At 65.1% G+C, this 17,255-nt stretch carries 20 protein-coding genes and 2 pseudogenes; 11 read left to right on the top strand and 11 right to left on the bottom strand.

All coding sequences use genetic code 11. The annotated features are described in order from the left end of the window. Positions 1–7: 7 nt before the first annotated feature. A complete protein-coding gene (locus C7H84_RS03910) occupies positions 8–292 on the bottom strand; it encodes a hypothetical protein (RefSeq protein ID WP_121857499.1) in 285 nt (94 codons plus the stop codon). 481 nt (positions 293–773) lie between these two features. Here C7H84_RS03910 and C7H84_RS03905 point away from each other — a divergent pair, with 481 nt between their 5' ends. Beyond that, on the top strand, positions 774–1,319 hold the full coding sequence (locus C7H84_RS03905) for a lecithin retinol acyltransferase family protein (protein ID WP_121857498.1): 546 nt from the start codon (positions 774–776) through the stop codon (positions 1,317–1,319). A gap of 42 nt (positions 1,320–1,361) precedes the next feature. Beyond that, entirely contained in the window at positions 1,362–1,604 is a 243-nt protein-coding gene (locus C7H84_RS03900; protein ID WP_162999196.1) for a hypothetical protein, read from the top strand. A 35-nt stretch (positions 1,605–1,639) separates the two neighbouring features. Here the strand turns inward: C7H84_RS03900 and C7H84_RS03895 are convergent, their stop codons facing one another. After that, positions 1,640–1,858 carry a hypothetical protein gene (locus C7H84_RS03895; protein ID WP_205611388.1) on the bottom strand — a complete coding sequence of 73 codons (219 nt, stop codon included), beginning with the start codon at positions 1,856–1,858 and terminating at the stop codon, positions 1,640–1,642. A gap of 397 nt (positions 1,859–2,255) precedes the next feature. On the opposite strand from C7H84_RS03895, the gene C7H84_RS03890 reads away from it, so the two are divergent. Next, complete coding sequence (locus tag C7H84_RS03890) at positions 2,256–4,382, top strand: serine/threonine protein kinase (RefSeq protein ID WP_121857497.1); 2,127 nt, start codon at positions 2,256–2,258, stop codon at positions 4,380–4,382. Between the two features lie 24 nt (positions 4,383–4,406). Here the strand turns inward: C7H84_RS03890 and C7H84_RS03885 are convergent, their stop codons facing one another. The 4 genes from C7H84_RS03885 to C7H84_RS03870 all read right to left on the bottom strand — a co-directional run bounded on the left by C7H84_RS03885 (position 4,407) and on the right by C7H84_RS03870 (position 8,759). After that, the gene (locus tag C7H84_RS03885; protein WP_121857496.1) at positions 4,407–4,865 is read right to left on the bottom strand and encodes a (2Fe-2S)-binding protein; all 459 of its coding nucleotides are present in this window, start codon (positions 4,863–4,865) and stop codon (positions 4,407–4,409) included. Continuing rightward, a complete protein-coding gene (locus C7H84_RS03880; RefSeq protein ID WP_121857495.1) occupies positions 4,793–7,177 on the bottom strand; it encodes a molybdopterin cofactor-binding domain-containing protein in 2,385 nt (794 codons plus the stop codon). Before C7H84_RS03880 ends, C7H84_RS03885 begins: the two co-directional genes overlap by 73 nt. Before the next feature lie 298 nt (positions 7,178–7,475). After that, entirely contained in the window at positions 7,476–7,736 is a 261-nt protein-coding gene (locus C7H84_RS03875; RefSeq protein WP_121857494.1) for a hypothetical protein, read from the bottom strand. A gap of 762 nt (positions 7,737–8,498) precedes the next feature. Beyond that, a complete protein-coding gene (locus C7H84_RS03870) occupies positions 8,499–8,759 on the bottom strand; it encodes a hypothetical protein (protein ID WP_121857493.1) in 261 nt (86 codons plus the stop codon). Positions 8,760–8,949: 190 nt separating this feature from the next. Here C7H84_RS03870 and C7H84_RS36195 point away from each other — a divergent pair, with 190 nt between their 5' ends. The 6 genes and pseudogenes from C7H84_RS36195 to C7H84_RS03845 form a co-directional block, all read left to right on the top strand. Beyond that, positions 8,950–9,141, top strand: coding sequence for a hypothetical protein (locus tag C7H84_RS36195; protein ID WP_162999195.1), 192 nt, complete (start codon positions 8,950–8,952; stop codon positions 9,139–9,141). Further along, the gene (locus C7H84_RS03865) at positions 9,128–10,729 is read left to right on the top strand and encodes a GMC family oxidoreductase (RefSeq protein ID WP_121857902.1); all 1,602 of its coding nucleotides are present in this window, start codon (positions 9,128–9,130) and stop codon (positions 10,727–10,729) included. Before C7H84_RS36195 ends, C7H84_RS03865 begins: the two co-directional genes overlap by 14 nt. A 143-nt stretch (positions 10,730–10,872) precedes the next feature. Then, entirely contained in the window at positions 10,873–11,346 is a 474-nt protein-coding gene (locus C7H84_RS03860; protein ID WP_121857492.1) for a universal stress protein, read from the top strand. A gap of 118 nt (positions 11,347–11,464) precedes the next feature. Further along, positions 11,465–11,740, top strand: coding sequence for a DUF1488 domain-containing protein (locus C7H84_RS03855; RefSeq protein WP_121857491.1), 276 nt, complete (start codon positions 11,465–11,467; stop codon positions 11,738–11,740). A 177-nt stretch (positions 11,741–11,917) separates the two neighbouring features. Continuing rightward, positions 11,918–12,352, top strand: coding sequence for an Hsp20/alpha crystallin family protein (locus C7H84_RS03850; RefSeq protein WP_121857490.1), 435 nt, complete (start codon positions 11,918–11,920; stop codon positions 12,350–12,352). Positions 12,353–12,431: 79 nt separating this feature from the next. Then, positions 12,432–12,515, top strand: a pseudogene (locus C7H84_RS03845) (OsmY domain-containing protein); the annotation flags it as partial. A gap of 135 nt (positions 12,516–12,650) precedes the next feature. On the opposite strand, the gene C7H84_RS03840 reads toward C7H84_RS03845, so the two are convergent. The 4 genes from C7H84_RS03840 to C7H84_RS03825 form a co-directional block, all read right to left on the bottom strand. Further along, on the bottom strand, positions 12,651–12,866 hold the full coding sequence (locus tag C7H84_RS03840; RefSeq protein WP_121857489.1) for a hypothetical protein: 216 nt from the start codon (positions 12,864–12,866) through the stop codon (positions 12,651–12,653). Positions 12,867–12,956: 90 nt separating this feature from the next. Further along, positions 12,957–13,982 carry an LOG family protein gene (locus C7H84_RS03835; protein ID WP_121857488.1) on the bottom strand — a complete coding sequence of 342 codons (1,026 nt, stop codon included), beginning with the start codon at positions 13,980–13,982 and terminating at the stop codon, positions 12,957–12,959. A 55-nt stretch (positions 13,983–14,037) separates the two neighbouring features. Beyond that, complete coding sequence (locus C7H84_RS03830; RefSeq protein ID WP_121857487.1) at positions 14,038–14,373, bottom strand: c-type cytochrome; 336 nt, start codon at positions 14,371–14,373, stop codon at positions 14,038–14,040. A gap of 19 nt (positions 14,374–14,392) precedes the next feature. Then, the gene (locus C7H84_RS03825) at positions 14,393–15,400 is read right to left on the bottom strand and encodes a nitroreductase family protein (RefSeq protein ID WP_121857486.1); all 1,008 of its coding nucleotides are present in this window, start codon (positions 15,398–15,400) and stop codon (positions 14,393–14,395) included. A gap of 173 nt (positions 15,401–15,573) precedes the next feature. On the opposite strand from C7H84_RS03825, the pseudogene C7H84_RS03820 reads away from it, so the two are divergent. Further along, positions 15,574–16,194: pseudogene (locus C7H84_RS03820) on the top strand (alcohol dehydrogenase catalytic domain-containing protein). Positions 16,195–16,219: 25 nt separating this feature from the next. On the opposite strand, the gene C7H84_RS03815 reads toward C7H84_RS03820, so the two are convergent. Then, positions 16,220–16,963 (bottom strand): helix-turn-helix domain-containing protein, encoded by a 744-nt coding sequence (locus C7H84_RS03815; protein WP_240461972.1) that lies wholly within the window; start codon positions 16,961–16,963, stop codon positions 16,220–16,222. Here C7H84_RS03815 and C7H84_RS37060 point away from each other — a divergent pair. After that, complete coding sequence (locus C7H84_RS37060) at positions 16,860–17,183, top strand: hypothetical protein (protein ID WP_240461977.1); 324 nt, start codon at positions 16,860–16,862, stop codon at positions 17,181–17,183. The genes C7H84_RS03815 and C7H84_RS37060 overlap by 104 nt on opposite strands. Positions 17,184–17,255 lie beyond the last annotated feature (72 nt).

Below are 17,255 nucleotides of genomic sequence, written 5' to 3'. Positions count from 1 at the left end.
ACGGCCGCTAGACGAGCCGGTTCCTGCCGTCTGCGCTGACCCCGACCACGATGGTCGAGCCGGGCGCCGAATTCGCGACGTCGATGTTCTGAATCTGGTTGAGGACCTGATTCGCGTAGAACGTGTTGTTCGTCTGATAAAGGTTGACGACCGGCCCGAACGCCGGCGCCGGTGGCGCATACGGCTGGATCCAGCCGAATACCCACGGCGCGCCTGCGCCGCGGATGAACGACATCGTCTTGCGGTCGAGGTCGTGCTGCATGTGAAGGTCGGTAATCGCGAGCGTGGTCATGATGAGTCTCCGGATGGGGCTTGCCGACGGATCGGGTAACCAATACGTGCAAACCTCGTGCCATGCGTGACACAACCCGTGTGCGCCGCCCGGGAGCGTGCGTTCGATCCGCTGAGCGCCGCATGCGGCAAGGCATGGCGTCATCGACACGCGCTGCTTGCATGCTAGTGCGTCGCGGCCGGTTCCTGCAATGGTTGGATGCAGGACAACAGTCGGGCGCACGAACGTGGTCGCGAAACCGACACATGCGCTGGCGAACGCGGACGGCCGTCCAGCGCGCCAACTGGTGTCGTCGCACCAACGAAAGCGCCGGAAAATGGTTGGCCGCGCGGCGACAGCGCGGCGCCCGGCTCGCCGGGCATTCCCCGCCAGGCATTGCGTGGCGGGCGCCGGGCCATTGGCATGCTTGATGCAGGTTAGTTGGCAACCGGCTGACCCTCGCGCAACACGGGCAGCCGCCAACCTGCAGACGGAGCCCGTCATGGAACGCGACCTTCAACCCGTGAACAGCACTGTGTCCCGCACGGCAGCCGGCGCCGCGGACGCGATCGCACATGCGGCGTCGCTGGCCGACGGCGTCGACGCACTGCAGCCCGGCGCACACCTGGTTTCGGATCGCGGCGGCTACAGCCATCACGGCATCTACGTCGGCGACGGGCGCGTCGTCCACTACGCGGGGTTGTGCACGTCGCTGCATCGCGGCCCGATCGAGGAAGTCACGCTCGAACGTTTCGCCGCCGGTCACGCCGTTCGCGTCGTACCGCATCCGTACGCCGCCTATGCGGGGCGCACCGCGGTGCTGCGCGCGCGTTCCCGCCTGGGTGAAAACCGCTACCGCCTGCTGACGAACAACTGCGAGCACTTCTGCACGTGGTGCGTGGAAGGCACGGGCCACAGCGAGCAGGTTCGCACGTGCGTCATGCATCCGCGGACGGCATTTCGGTTCGCGTTGTCCGTTTGCCGCGCATTGCTCGTGGCGCGGCATGCGGACGGCCGGTGCGCCGCAGCCGCCATCGTCACCGCATGAACGACGCCCCGACGCGTCAGACATCGCCACCAGGAGGCTCAAATGAACGGAATCGAATCCATGCTGCGCATGCAGGTCGACAAGTGGCTCGCGCCGAGCGAGCGCGTACCGGCGCGCATCGTGCGCTTCAGTCGCATGCCCGCGCAACGGCGGCGCTTCGTCTGCGTCGAGGCCGCGCATCCGGCGGGCACGATCGCGATCTTCTTCTTCCGTCACGACGACGGCTCGTGGTGGGTATTTCCGCCGGCCGATCGGCGGCCCACGATGATGGCGCGGGCGGCCTGATCGTGCGCGCCGCACCGAGCCGAGTCGCGCATCCGTCAGCGCAACAGCGTGGGCCGCGCCGGGCAAGCCTCCGCTTCGGCCACCGGCGCCCGTGCCGGCGCCGCGCCGCGGGCGCCGGTGTGCAGATAAGGGAAAGCGTGCGGCGCGAGCATCGTCTGATGCGCACGGACCCGCGCGCCGCCGGAGATGGCGGCCATCGCCTGTCTGTCGAGGTCGACGCTCTCGGGAAGATCGTTGATGACGAGCACACCCATGGTTGGCTCCGCGAAATCGAATGGGAGAACGGCCGCCGCGCAATAGCATGCGATGCGACGACGTACCGGGAATCTGTCCAGTATAGGTTCGCCGCACGGCCGCGCGCGCGGGAAAATGGGCGACGCGCGCATGCCGCGCGGATTCTAGTTCCGGCACCGATTGCGCAGGGCGTGACCACCGACTAGTATGATTTGTTAGATATCCTGTCGAGAGCCGGCGGCCGGTGCGGCGCGCACGGCGATTCGTCTGACGATGGCGTCGCGGCGGATTCGACAGTGTCCGGTGCCGCACCGATACGTCGCGCTGCATCGGTACGCGATGGACAGTCCTCGCCCTGGCGGCGCCATGTGGCGCCGAAGCGGGTCGGCAAGCTGAAGCTGAGTAAACGGCATACGAATGATGAGCTTTGCGCGGCTGATTCACACATTCCAGAGCGGGACGCTGTCGCAGGACGCGTTCTTCTCCGAGATCGACCGGGTGCTGGCGACCGGTCAGGTCGATTGTGCCCGGCTGCGCGAGGTGCTCGACCAGACGCAAACCACGCAACCCTTGTCGGACGATATCTATGCGGAAGTGCTGAAGCGCATCGAACGCTGTCACGACAGAACGGCATCCGCGGGCGATGCCACCCGGATCCACGAGAGCACGCTTCGGCCGGAGGCGCGTCCTGACATCCCGTCAGGATTCTCGAGCGACGCAATGTCCGTCGGCGGCGAGCGCGTGAAAGGTATCGGCGATACGCTGAACGGGCGCTTCGTGCTGGAGGAGTGCCTGGGCGTCGGCGGGATGGGCACCGTGTACAAGGCGCTCGACCTCCGCAAGCTGGAGGCCTCGGATCGCAAGCCGCACATCGCGATCAAGGTGCTCAACGTGCAGTTTCGCGGCCAGCCGACGTCGCTGATCGCGCTTCAGCGTGAAGCCCGCAAGGCGCAGACGCTCGCGCATCGCAACATCGTCACCGTCTACGACTTCGACCGGGATGGTCCGCTCGTCTATCTCACGATGGAGTATCTGTCGGGCCAGCCGCTCAGCAAGGTGCTGCGTGCACCGGGCTTTGCGGGCATGCCGCTCGAAAGCGCGTTGCCCATCATCGCCGGCATGGGCCACGCGTTGGCCTACGCGCATGAACGCGGCTTCGTCCACTGCGATTTCAAGCCCGCGAACGTGTTCCTCACCGACCGCGGCGAAGTGAAGGTGATCGACTTCGGGATCGCACGCGCATTCCAGCGGCGCGACGAGGATCCCGACGTCACCGTGTTCGATCCGGCGAGCCTTGGCGGCATCACGCCGGCCTACGCGAGCCCGGAGATGTTCGAGCATCTCGAACCGGATCCGCGCGACGACGTCTACGCGCTCGCCTGCGTCACCTACGAATTGCTGACGGGACACCATCCGTTCAATCGGCTGTCGGCCACCCAGGCGCGTCACGATCATTTGCGGCCCGAACGCCATCCCGGTCTCGATCGCACGCAATGGCGCACCTTGAGCGCCGCGCTGTCGTTCGACCGCGCGACCCGCACGCCCAGCGTCAACCTGTTCCTGGAAGGCATGGGCGTGTTCAAGCGCCCCGAGCGGGCCTCGGCCGCACGCGCCGGGGCGGCCGTGGGCGTGTGCACGGTGGCCGCGGCCGCCGTGCTCTGGTACGGCTATCAGGCGCTTTCGCGGGGCGGCGAAAGGCGTCCCGTCGCGGACCCGGTCGTGCACGCGTCGGCGGGCGGAGGAAGTGACGCGACGGCGAGCGCCGCGGCCGGCAGTGCGCCCGCGGTCGCGCCCGCAGCGGTCGCCGTGTCCGCTGCAGCCGGCGAGCCGCCGTCGGCACCGGCACAGGTACCGGCACCCGCACCGACGATCTCGCTGGCAGCCGTGATGGCCGCGCTGGCGCGCATCCCGTGTTCGGCGCTGGATGCATCGGTGCAGGATCACGTGCTGCAGGTGCGCGGTTACGCGGAAGCCGGTGTCGGTATCGGGCGCGTGCGAAGCGCGCTCAGCGGCCTGGCGGGCGGGCCGGCGGCCAATCTCGACGTGCATCCCGTCGATGCCCACAATTGCGAGGTCGTGAGCGCGCTTGCGCCGTACTGGCGATCGAACCGCTCTGCGTCACACGCCGCGTCGATCCGCACGCGAGCGCCTGATGCGCAGCTCACTGAAGGCAACCCGCTCGTGATAGACATCACGACACCCGGTTACGACTCGTACGTGAACGTCGACTATTACGTGCTCAACGGAAGCGTCGTGCATCTCGTGCCGAGCAGCCGCGAACGCGACAACCAGGCGCCGCCGAATTATTCGGCCACGATCGGCAGCATGGGGGAATGGGTGATCGGCAAGCCGTTCGGGACCGAGATGATCGCGCTTCTCGTCACACCCGCGCCGCTGTTCGACGGGATGCGCCCGCCGTCCGAGCCGCGCGCCGCCTATCTCGCGGCAATCGATCGGCAGTTGAAGCAACTCGAGGCCAAATACGGCGAGGGGCGCATTGCCGCGGATTTCATCCAGATCACGACGCATGCCAACAGCAACTGATCGAGCGCGACGGATTCATCCCGGTCAGCGGCCCAGCGCTTGCGCCGCTGCCTGAATGGCCTTGCGGATGCGCGGAAACGTGCCGCACCGGCATGCGATGTTCTTCATGGCGTCGTTGATCTGCGTGTCGTCGGGGCGAGGGCAGCGCATGAGCAGGGCAGTGGCGGCGATCAGTTGCGCGCTCTGGCAATAGCCGCATTGCACGACGTCGACGGCAATCCACGCGGCCTTCAGCGCCCGCGCTTCGACGCCGTCGAGCCCTTCGATGGTCGTGATGCGCGCACCGTTCAGCGTCCCGACCGGGAGCTGACAAGCCGGCACGACCTGATCGTTCAGCAGCACCGTGCATGCACCGCAGATGCCGACGCCACAGCCGAACTTCGTGCCGGTCAGCTTCCGGTCGCAGCGGATCACCCAGAGCAGCGGTGTGTCGGGATCGGCATCGAGGTGAGCGGTTTCCCCGTTGATACGGACTGACACCATCGGTCGTCTCCTTGCCGGGGCGGGCTCGGCCTGGCGAACGGCAGCGTGCGGTGACGCACGCCCGTGAGCGCATACAGCGCATTCGCCACGGCCGCCGCGATCGGCGGTGTGCCCGCTTCGCCAACACCGTGCGGCTCGGTCCCGCCTGCCACGATATGCGTGACGATCTCGGGACACGTCTCCATGTTGACCAGCGGATAACTGTCGAAATAATGCTGCGCGACTTGCCCGTTTTCGATCGTGATCGCCTGCTCCAGCGCGGCGGACAAGCCGAAGACGATCCCGCTTTCCATCTGCTGCTCGACCAGGTTCGGATTCACGGCCAGCCCGCAGTCGACCACGCAGACCACGCGCGTCACGCGAAAGCCGTCGCCTTCCTGCAAGACTTCAGCGACTTGCGCGACCACGCTGCCGAACGAATCGTGCATCGCCACGCCGCGCGCGCGCCGCGCACCGCGGCTGTCACGCCATGCCAGCGGCGAACGCCAGCCGGACAGTGCGACGAGCGCGCGCAACACGGCCGCATGGCGCCGGTGCGCGGGCTGCGTCAGCATGTCGAGGCGGAACTGGATCGGGTCTTTCCGTGCCAGCACGGCCATCTCGTCGACGAAGCTTTCGACGAAGAAGGCCTGATGCGAGTGCCCGACGGAGCGCCAGTAGCCGACCGGAATCGGGAGCGCCACCGTGTTGTGCTGGACGAGCGTGTTCTCGCATTCATAGGGCAGGTCGAATGCGCCTTCCGCCGAGGTGGCGTCGGGCACCCATTTCGCAGCGACGCTCGGCATGCCGAAGGTCCGTGGCATCGCCTGCGCGCTGATCGACTGGCTGGCCGACATGCCTTTCCATGCGACCAGCCTGCCGCTCGCATCGAGCGCACCGCTGTATCTCGCCACGCAGGCCGGGCGGTAGAAGTCGTGCGTCATGTCCTGTGGGCGCGACCAGATCGTCTGTACGGGCCGCCCCTTCGCATGGAGCGCGATGGCGGCGGCCTGCGCGATGAAGTCGACCTCGAGCCGCCGGCCGAATGCCCCACCGATCAATTGTTGATTGACGATCACCTTGTCTTCGTCAAGGTCCAGCAGCGCCGAGACGGACTTGCGTGCCACCATGGGAATCTGCGTGCCGCACCAGATCGTTGCCGAGCCGTCCTCGACCAGCACGGTGCAATTCATGGGTTCCAGCGGCGCGTGGGCCAGATAGGGCACTTCGTACTGCGCGACGATCGGCTGCGCGTGGCTCAGCACGGCATCGGCGTCTCCAGCGGCGTAAAACACGTGGCGGCCCGCGTCGCCGTCGAGCGCGCGCGTCAATGCCGTGCGGATATCCGCGCTATTCACGCCCGCAGCCGGCCCGTGGTCCCATGTGACCGACAACTGGCACAACGTCCGCATGGCAATGAAGGGATTGTCGGCGATGACCGCAACACCTCCCGTTCCGCCGTGGTATGGCTCGATTCTGAAGATGCCCGTCACGCCTTTCAGGCTGGCCACCGTCGACTTGTCGAAATCGAGCGCGGTTCCGCCGAGCGTCGGACACATCGTGACGCTCGCATACAGGAGCTTGTCCGGAAGCACATCGATGCCATAGCGCGCGCTGCCATCGAGCTTCGAGTGCGCCTCGACGCGGCCCAACCGTTTGCCGACGAGCGCAAATGCCTTCGGGTCTTTCAGATCGACATGTGTCGGGCGCGGCTCATCCTTCGCGAGCGCGACGAGTTCACCGTAGGTCGCCGTGCGTCCCGAACGATGCAGCACCATGCCGGCTTTCGTCTCGCATTCAGCGACGGGCACGTGCCAATCCTTCGCCGCGGCGCTGCGCAACATGGCGCGGGCCGTGGCGCCTGCCTGGCGCATGGGCCCCCACAGATCGATCATGCTGGTCGATCCGCCCGTCACCATCGAACCCAGGTAGCGTGCTCCATGGCGCACCAACGCCGCTGCGCCGCGAGCGAGCAGGCTGTCGTCATCGGGCCGAAACGGAAGGCCGTCGGCCAGCGATTCACGGTCCTTGTAGATCGCGTCAAGCGGCGACATGACGACTCGGACCCTGGACCAGTCGGCATCGAGCTCTTCCGCCAGCAACATGGCCGCGCCGGTATGGATGCCCTGGCCCATTTCGGCCTTGCTCATGACGATCGTCACGTCGTTAGAGGAACTGATCATCACCCAGCCGTTCAGCGGTACGTCGACACGCGAGCTCTCCAGCTGCGCGGGTATGGCCAGCCGGTCGTCGCGGCGAAACCATGCCCAGCCGACCACCAGCATGCCCGCTGCGCCCGCACCGCCCAACACGAAGGTTCTGCGCTTCAACATGAGGTGGCCGCCGACATGTGTTGATCGAGTCACGGCGCATGCGGCGAATCACGCCACGCGCCTCGAGAATTCAATGTTTCGAGCACAATCCGACATTTCATTGCTGCCGCAATCACCTATATTAGTCACTGATATCGGCAACCGAGAACCTCAATGTGATGTCTTCGCACCTGCAAGAAAGCCCGCCAAGGAAACCTGGCGGGCTTGAAACGCCGCGGCGAAGAACCCGCGGCAACCTGGAAAGCTGCATTTCAACGCTATCGAACACCGCTACCACTGCAAGGAAGCATCACGAAACTTACAGGCCCAGCTTCGCAACGACCTGGCCGCCAAGATTGGCGATCGAGTTGGTCACGCTGGTGATGTCCTGGTGGGTCGATGCATCGACCTGCGTCACCGGCGCCGTGATGGTATTGGCGCTGGCGAACGAGAACCCACCGCCGGTAGCGATGTTGTTGATACCTGCGTTCTGGAACACGCTACCGCCGCTGACGGAAGCCATTTCCTTGCGGCTGAGTTCGTGGGCGTGGGACAGATCGCTGATCATCAGTGCGGACATGGTCAATCTCCTTGGGTTTGCTTCAGTTTGGGAAAGAGCACGTTTCGTTGCGCTCGCAGATACAAATGCACGGGACGTGCCAGTCTCGACGCAGGCGCGCCGGGTGCTCTCCCAACTCCATGAAAACAAACGAAATTCTCTCTGTGTGACGCCATTTCACCGGGTTCGTCCGGCACGATCGAGGCACAGCGATGTCGGGTTTCTCCAAACGATTCGCGAGGCTGCTGTTTTATCGCGGCCAACAGGAAAGGGGCGCGGCGCGTGCGATCCGCTTCGAAGGCATCGATGGGAAGCAGCGAGCGAGCGTTTGCGCGAAAAATGCGCTCATGCGGTGATGCACCGACAGTCGGCTGCAACCAGCATAGATGCACGGATTTCTCTTGCTTACTTCGGATCACTGAATTCATTACGTACCATTTGAAGTGGCGCAATGCATCGGGGATATTGCGCCGATGGTCAACGACGCATGGATGCAACCACGCAGCGCCATGACTGACGCCGTGGCGCTATCGATTTCGACGAGGGAGAAGGGAGAAGGGGATGGGACCGCGTGCAGGAGACTGAGCCTGAACGCACGTCGGGATCGACCGAGCCGCTGAGGGCGCGCGCGGTGCAGCTGCCGGGTAGTCAACAACTCCGCCTGATCATGCCGGCTTCGTTTTCATCATGCAGAGAAGCCCGCCAGGGAACAGACCCGGGCGGGCTCGCGAACTTCGCTACGACACTCCAAAAGGGTTGCCGCAGGAGGATGGACCGCGAAACTTAGAGGCCCATCTTCGCGACCACCAGGCCGCCGAGATTGTTGACCGAATTGGTCACGCTCGTGAGATCGAGGTGGGTCGATGCATCGACCTGCGTGACCGGGGCCGTGATGGTATTGGGGCTGGCGAAGGAGAATCCGCCGCCAGTCGCGATGTTGTTGATTCCGAAGTTCTGGAACACGCTACCACCGCTGACGGAAGCCATTTCCTTGCGGCCGAGTTCGTGGGCGTGGGACAGGTCGTTGATCACCAGTGCGGACATGATAAATCTCCTAGATTTGCTGCGGTTTGGAAGAGAGCACTTTTCGTTGCGCTCGCAGCTACTAACGCATGGGCCGTGCCAACCGCGCATCATGCGTGCATGCGTGGCTTGCAAGTGCCTGAAAACACAAGGCTTTTTATTTTGTTGCCGCTGCTGAGCCGAGCACGCCGGGCAAGATGGGGGAATGACGATGTCTGGCTTTTCCAAACCATTTTGCTGGCAACTGTTTTGCCGGATCCAACACGAACGCGCCACGACGAGCCGCTTCGTCATCGTCCCGTTCGGCATCGTGATGCGTGCGGAAATCGCGGGTTCTTCAGATGTTTCGCATCGGAAGCGTGGCGCACCTGCGTCAGGAGATCGTCGTCATGAGCGCGATTGAATACGATGTCATCGTGGTGGGGAGTGGCTTCGGCGGAGCGGTGGCGGCCTGTCGCCTCGCGGAGGCGGGATGGAAGGTGCTGGTACTCGAGCGCGGTCGCCGCTGGACGCCGCACACGTATCCGCGCGACGAGTCCGACCCGTGGCTTTGGAACCAGCAGGACCCGCAACGATTCCATGGCTGGGCCGACTTGCGCGTTTTTTCCAACATGTCGGTGGTGGCGGCCGCGGGCGTGGGCGGCGGGTCGCTGATCTACGCCAACGTCTCGGTCGAGGCCCGACCCGACGCCTTCGACCACGGCTGGCCGCCCGAGATCACGTACGACGCGCTCCAGCCTTACTATCAGCGCGTGGGCTGGATGCTGTCGGTCCAGGAGGTGCCCGAGAACCAGATCAGCGAACGCACCCGCTTGTTGCGCGACGCTGCCGACGCGTGTGGCTGGGGCGATCGGTATCGCAAGTTGCCGCTCGCCGTGTCGTTCTCGCCGACCTACGATCCGGCCTTGCCCGGCGCGCGCGACGACCGGCATTCGGTCAGGCACGTGAACGTGCACGGGGTACCGCAAGGCACGTGCGTGCACTGCGGCAATTGCGACATCGGATGTCAGGTGCAGGCGAAGAATACGCTCGACCTCAACTATCTGGCCGTGGCCGAGCGCCATGGCGCGAAAATCCTGCCGCTGCACGTCGTGCGAAAACTCGAGCCGCTCGGCGACGGATGGCGCGTGCATTTCAACGTCATCGATTCCGCCGCCGGCAGTTTTCTACCGGGAACCGCCACGGCCGCCAAGGTGATCGTCAGCGCCGGATCGATCGGTAGTACCGAGTTGCTGCTCCGATGTCGCGACGAGCATCGCACGCTGCCGAATCTATCGCCGCGACTCGGCTGGGGCTGGGCCTTCAACGGCGACTTCGTCACGCCCAGCTTCTATCGTCACCGGAAGATCTCGCCGTCGCACGGGGTCACGATTTCCGCTGCGATCGACCTTCTCGATGGGACTGCCGACAATGGTCAGCCGCTGTTCGTGGAAGACGGCGGCGTGCCCAACCTTGCACATGATTTCGTGCGCCGCCACTTGCAGCGCTCGCACGACCGGGTAATGCGCGCGTTCTGGCGAACCTTCGCGCGCCATTTCGATTGCGATGACCCGGTCGAGAACATGATGCCCTGGTTCGGCCAGGCGATCGATGCGGGGGACGGGCGCATGCGTCTCGGTCGCTGCTGGTTTGCGCCATGGCGTCGCGCGTTGCGGCTCGACTGGTCGTACACGCGATCACAGGCTGTCGTCGCTGCGATGGTCGATACGCACCGGCGCCTGTCGGCTGTCACCGGCGGCGAGCCATTCGTGCCGCCGACGTGGAGCGAACTCCACAAGCTGATCACCCCGCATCCGCTCGGCGGTTGCAACATGGGGCTCACGCGCGCGGATGGCGTGGTGGACTCGCACGGAAAGGTATTCGGTTACGACGGGCTCTACGTGATGGACGGTGCGACGATCCCGCGTGCGCTCGGGCTGAATCCGTCGCGCACGATCGCCGCGCTGAGCGAGCGCAATGTCGCCGCGTTGCTCCGCGAGGGTTCCGCTTAGGTGTGCCGGACGGTTGGTGGTTCGTGGTTGGCCTCCTTGCGTTACGCACCTTTGACTTCCATCAACGCCCGTTTTCCACGCGCGCCGATGATGGAAACCAATCCGAATGCCGTTTGCGCGCCGTATCATCCACAGAGGCCGGTATGTACACGAACATCATGGTCGCCGTCGACGGCAGTCCTTCGTCGAATCAGGCACTCGACGAAGCCGTGAAGATGGCCAAATCGTGCGGCGCGCGCCTGTTCGCCGTTTTCGTCGTCGACAAATCCCTACTGATCACTTATGCCGGGCGACTGGACCCGGACGCGCTGCTCGATGAAGTCCGGCGGGATGGCGCGGCGGTTCTGCGAAGCGCGGAACGAACCATCTCGCACGCGGCAGTCAACGGTGATACGGAAATCCTTGAAACCGATCTCGGTCAGGATATCGCTGAGCGGCTGCAGCGCGTTGTTGTGGATCATTCGATCGATCTGGCCGTGATCGGTACGCACGGCCGACGCGGTGTGCGGCGGCTGCTCCTTGGCAGTGTCGCCGAACGGTTCCTGCGCGGATCGCGTTGTCCGGTACTGCTCGTGCGCAGCAACGATGCTGCCCATGCCGTGGCGGCGGCGGCCTAGCATCGCGCCGCAGGGTGACGGGTCGGGCTGCAGCGGTCAAGCAAGCGGCCGGACGGCGTGACGTACCCAATTTATCCGAAGCGGGCGACGAGCAGTGCAATCTGCCCAGGGGGTCATCATGCAGATATCTTTTCCTGTCGAACATCCGACGTACTGCGGCCTGGATCCGGCGCTGGCCTTTCCGGCGCTCGTCGAAGGCCGCCGCGTGCGTTGCGCGATCACCGCGGAAGCGCTGGAAGATCACTTCCGCGCGGCGTCGTTTCGCGAGCGGGATCTCATCGACGCCTTTGCGCGCCACCGTCCCGCGATCGAGCGAGCGGCACGCTGCCTGCTCGAGGAAGTCGGCGGGCGGCCGATCCTGCTTCACAGCGGTTATTTCCGGTTCTGTACGTAATCGGCCACCGCCTTTGACTCGCATCAAGCGCGTACCGGTGCGGAAAGGTACGCTGGACTTCGAACGATCATTCGTCCCTTGCGCGGCATCCGGTGCCGTGCCATCCGATCCCATTGCGGCCCATGCTGTCGGGACGAAAGCAGCGGCCACGTGAAATCTGTATGAGGAGTGCGAATCATGAGCAACATGACGCGTTACGATCCGTTTTCGATCGAACCCGTGTCCGACCTGTTTCAGGGGCTGTTCAGACCGCTGCGCGGCATGGCGCCGGCAGACCAGCCGGATCTTGCGTCGATGAAGATCGACGTGACGGAAAGTGACGACGCCTACAAGGTCAAGGCGGAACTGCCGGGCGTCTTGAAGGAGGACATCGACATCGATGTAAAGGGCGGAACCGTATCGATCAACGCAAAGATCGAGCGCAACAACGAACAGAAGGACGGCGAGCGGGTGATTCGGCGCGAACGCTACAGCGGTGCGATCAGCCGGTCATTCTCGCTTGCCGCGGAAATCGACGAGGCGAACGCAACGGCGACGTATCTGGATGGTGTGCTGTCGCTGACATTGCCGAAGAAGGCGCCTGTCAGGCAGAAAAAACTGACGATCAGCTGAACGGACGACGGGCAACTGGCGATACAGGCGCGCATGGCCCATCGGGCGGAATCCGGCGCGCGGAGCGATCCGCGCGCCGTTTTCCGAGCGCAAGGCCGTCCGAGGGGCCGCGTGGTCCGCACGAGGCGTGCGTGCCGTCGTCGACGACCTGGTGGTCGAGTGAATCCCGCGGGCGGCCGGCGCATGTGCGGTGCGCCGAGATCCAGGAGGGAAGTCCGATGACACTGTCGGGCGAGCTTCACGAAGCGGACTGGTGTATCTGATTCGGGCGCAGCGTCAAGCCACGCCATCTTCTGCCTCACGCAGCCTTGAGTACCGACAACTGCAATGCCTTGGCGAAGCGCGCGAGCGTGGCGACCGATCCCGTCACGCTTTCGTAGCGCTCGCGCCCGATCTGACCATCGAGTATCACGAGCATGCCGGCGTCGCGAGCCAGGGCGACGAGTACCCGCGTGTCGAATGCGTCCGCGTCGGTCGGATCGTCCGGGGCGGTGCGGTAGCTGGCGTGTGACATGGCGTCTCTCCTCGTGCCTGCGAGCGGTATGTCGTGCAACGTTCTCGGTGTTTTCAGTATCGTTGTCGGCACGGTGCGATTCAATCAGCCTCACCCGAAGCTGCGGTAGGAATCGTGCAAATGCCGTCGGCGGATTCCTACACGGCGCGTGGCTTCGAAGAAGCCCTGCAGTGTGCCTGCCGTCGTGTTTTCCCGACGCCGCGCATACCAGCTTCCGATCGCATGCCAGATTTCCGCGGCGGATTCGCAATACGTGAGCAACTCCAGGTCGCGGCGGTCGATCATCCCTTCGTCCGCCAGAAACGCCAGGTCGACCGCGCGACGCCAGTATGCTTCGCCGACGAGAATCACCGGTAGCGGCGCGATCTTTCGCGTCTGCAGCAGCGTCAGCACTTCGAACAGTTCGTCGAACGTGCCGTAGCCGCCCGGGAAAAATACCGCCGCCTTCGCGCGCTCGAGCAGGTGCAGCTTGCGAATCGCGAAATAGTGAAACCGGAAGCAGAGATCCGGTGTGATGTACGGATTCGGCGCCTGTTCCCGCGGTAGCTCGATATTGAAGCCGATGCTCGGCGCGCCGCGCTCGAAGGCGCCGCGGTTGGCGGCCTCCATGACGCCGGGGCCGCCACCGGTCACAATCGCGAGTCGCGCGGCGCGCGTGCATCGATCGGCGTGGGCGACGATGCGCCCGAACTCGCGCGCGATGCGGTAATACACGCTGTGCTCGACGAGTCGGCTGGCGATCGTCACGGCGCGACGCCGGCGGGTGTCGTGCGGACGCTCGGCGAGCAGGCGGTTCGCTTCGTCCAGCCGGGCATTCGCGACGGCGGGCGCAGCGATGCGCGTACTGCCGTAGATCACAATTGCGTGGCCGATGCGTTGATTCTGCAGGCGCTCCTCGGCTGCCCAGTAGTCCAGTTGCAGCCGGATGCCGCGCATGCTGGCGCGCTGCAGCAGAGTCACGTCTTGATCGGCAGGAGGCCGGTTCAGGCTTTTGGCGCCACGCCGTGCGCGGCGCGGAGTGCGTCGGAGGCTGTCCTTGCCGGCTAGCCGTTTGCCGCGCGTCTTCCCGATCGCCGAGTCGGATGCAGCACGGTCGCGAGCGTTGCCGTTCGTCATGCCGGGGAGAACGCGTTTGACCATGGGCGACATGAGTTGAAGGGGCACGCGACGGTTACTGGCTCAACACCCATTGAACGAGGCGATGCGCGTCGTCGAGGGACAATGGCCCGCCACGGTCGATCGCCGCCGGCATCGGCGTGTTGCCCCAGTGTGCGGGGCCGCCGACGCGCAGCTTGCGTTCCAGATCCGCGGCAGCATGCGGATCGCCGCGGTAGCGCTCGGCGATCTCGTGGAATGACGGCCCGAGGAACGTCATGTCGGGCGTATGGCAGAACATGCAGTGCTGCGCGTCGACGAGCTCGGTTGGCTCGGGTACGGCCGTCTGTGCAGCGGCGATGCTGCCTGTGGCGGCGAACACGCAAAGGGCGGCGCAGCGCATGATTTTCATATTGATGTCCTCGTGCGGATCAGGAGCACGAAATCACTTCGTCGAGCGGGCGCCGCGGCGAATGCGGTGTATGCGGACCACGTCCGACGCGCAGCAGCAACTGCGGCTCGCCGCGCAACCCGAGCATGTGGCACAGGTGGGCACGCAATCCGGCCGTCTCGATCGGCTGGTTCAGGTACGACGCGGTATACCCCACACGCGTCGCGACGAGCAGGATCCGCTCCAGCGCCTGGCCGGCGGCGAGCCAGGCTTCGCGATCGTCGCGCACGGTCGCGATGCAGATGACCAGCGGCGATGCGCCGACGAGCTGGTGATGCAGCGCGGCCAGCCCGTTGCCGAGATCGAAGGTCCGTACCGCAGTCGTCACGACCGGCGCCGCGAAATCCAGCAACGCCGGTACGCCGGCGGCGAATGCCGGCATGCCGTCCACGTGCCGGCGCGGATCGATCCAGCTCGCCAGCTCGCGGCGGAAGCGCGGGTCCGCGAACTGCTGACGATCGGCCTCCGCGACCAGCTCGGCGACGCGCGCCCGATGCGTGATCGAGTCGACGCATGCGACGTCGGCGCCTTCCGCGACGCCGGCTGCGATCAACGATTGCTGGATCGCGTCGGGAACAGCCGTCGATTCGAATGGGGCGCGTGTCGTGACGCGCTCCGGAATCGCGTCGAACAGCTCACCGAGCGACGCATCGGAATAGCCGTCGTCGCAGATCCGGACGAGCGCAAGGAGATCGGGATCGACTTCGGAAGGAAACGTGCTGATCGTGTGGGCGAGCCCTGCGTGATTGAGCGCGACACGCAGATTGAGCAACGCTGCCCCGCAGCTGATGATCAGCTCGCGATCGAATGGATCGACCACGGGCAATGCGCGAATGCGGTCCGCGCAGACCGAAATCGTGGTGCCGTTGACCAGGAAGCGCCACGGCTGGGAATTGTGGCTGGACGGAGCCAGCACCGCGTAGCCCAACAACGACCGCAGGTAAAGGTCGGGACGGGCGCTTGCGGCAAGCGGCGGAACGGATATCATTTGATCGTCTCCAGGTCGCCGCTCTGGCGGCGTAACGCCACTTCATCGTGTCAGCAACTGGTCTGCGGCCGTTGACCCACATCAAGCGCCTGGCACCCGGTGATGCGCGCGCGAGGCGAACGACTAGTCTTGGAATGAACGGCGTGCGACGACGATTGCGCGGGGAGGCGAACGTGCTTGCGATGATGTTTGACGGCACGACACCGCACTTGCGCGAAGCGCGCATGCCGGACCCCTTGCCTGCGGCCGGTCAGCTACTGATCGACGTGCGGGCATTACGCGTATTGCAGATCCGGCCGCGAAAACCTGTGTGACAGCCCGGGATTCACCGGCTATACGATCGACGGCGGCTATGCCGAGTGCGCCGTTGCCGACCATCGGTATTGTGTGCGTCTGCCGCAGCGCTATTCCGACCTGGAAGCCGCGCCGCTGCTGTGCGCCGGACTGATCGGTTATCGAACCTTGCGCATGGCGGGCGGCGCTGATTTTCGCGCCAGGGGCGCACTGGTACCGGCCGCACTCCGCGCGGTCGACAAAGGCGGGATCGTCGTGTGCGGCGGTATTCACATGAGCGAGATCCCGGGCTTTCCGTACGCATGGCTGTGGGGCGAGCGCCGCATCGCGTCGGTGGCCAACCTGACGCGTGCGGATGCCGTCGAGTTCATGCGGATCGCCGCCGCGATGCCGCTGCAGGTCGAGACGGTGCGCAACGCGTGACCGACGCGAACCGCGCACTCGACGATTTGCGCAGCGGGCGCGTGTCGGGTGCCGCCGTGCTGGGCATGCGGGGCTGATCCCGCCGACGTTCCCGCGGCGCGCTCAGATCTGCCGGAGTCCTTCCGAATCGACGATCTGGATCTGCTTGCCTTGCGCGGCGACGAGCCCCTTGCGCTGGAATTTCGACAGCATGCGGCTGACCGTTTCGAGCTTCATCCCGAGATATTCGCCGATCTCGTCGCGAGTCATCCGCAGCACGAATTCAGCAGCCGAGTAACCGCGTGCCTTGAAGCGCGACGAAAGATTCAGCAGGAACGCAGCCACCCGCTGCTCGGCGGTCATCGTGCCGAGCAGCAGCATCTGGGAGGACTCGCGCACGATTTCGCCGCCCATCATCTGATACACATGGTGCTGCATCGGCCGCACTTCGCGGCACATCTGCTCGAGCTGGCCGAACGGGATGATGCAGACCGTGCTGTCCTCGAGCGCGATGGCTTCGCCGTTGTGGTGCCCTGTGTACACGCCGCCGAGCCCGAGCGACTCACCGACGATCTGGAAGCCGGTGATCTGCTCGTCGCCGTCGCGATGCATCACGATGGTCTTGAACGACCCAGTTCTTACCGCATAGATACTGTTGAATGTGTCGCCCGGGCGGAACAGCGTCTCGCCGCGCCTGACGTGACGCGTCGTGCAGATCATCGCGTCGACGCGCGCGAAATCGTCAGGAGAAAGATCGGGCGGCATGCACACGGTCCGCAACGCGCACGTCGAGCAACGGGACGCGGCGCGTTTCGGTTGTTCCGCCCGTTCGACGGGATGCAACGGGATGAACGGGCGTAACGGCATGGTCGGCGAAACATCGGCATGGTTTTGCATGATCGGCTCCAATTCCTGGGGCGGCGGCATCGCTGTCGGGCAGAATCGCGCGGGCCGTCGTACCGGCGGCCTTTGCGATTGCCGCCTTCCTGACAGGGGAACCGCACCGGACGGGCCAGGAGACCGATACGCCGATCTCGATGGCAAGGCTGTCTTTGCGCCGGGCGGCACGCTTGCTCGTTTTTCTTGATACGCAGTATGGATGGCGCGGGGCGTGACGGAAATCAGCCGGAATTGAAGATGCGGTAGGAGACGTGGAAGC

Source organism: Burkholderia sp. Nafp2/4-1b, from assembly GCF_003635165.1.
In the GTDB taxonomy this organism is placed as follows: Bacteria; Pseudomonadota; Gammaproteobacteria; order Burkholderiales; family Burkholderiaceae; genus Burkholderia.
Note: the sequence above shows the minus strand (reverse complement) of the source record. Positions and strands in the feature narration are given on the sequence as shown.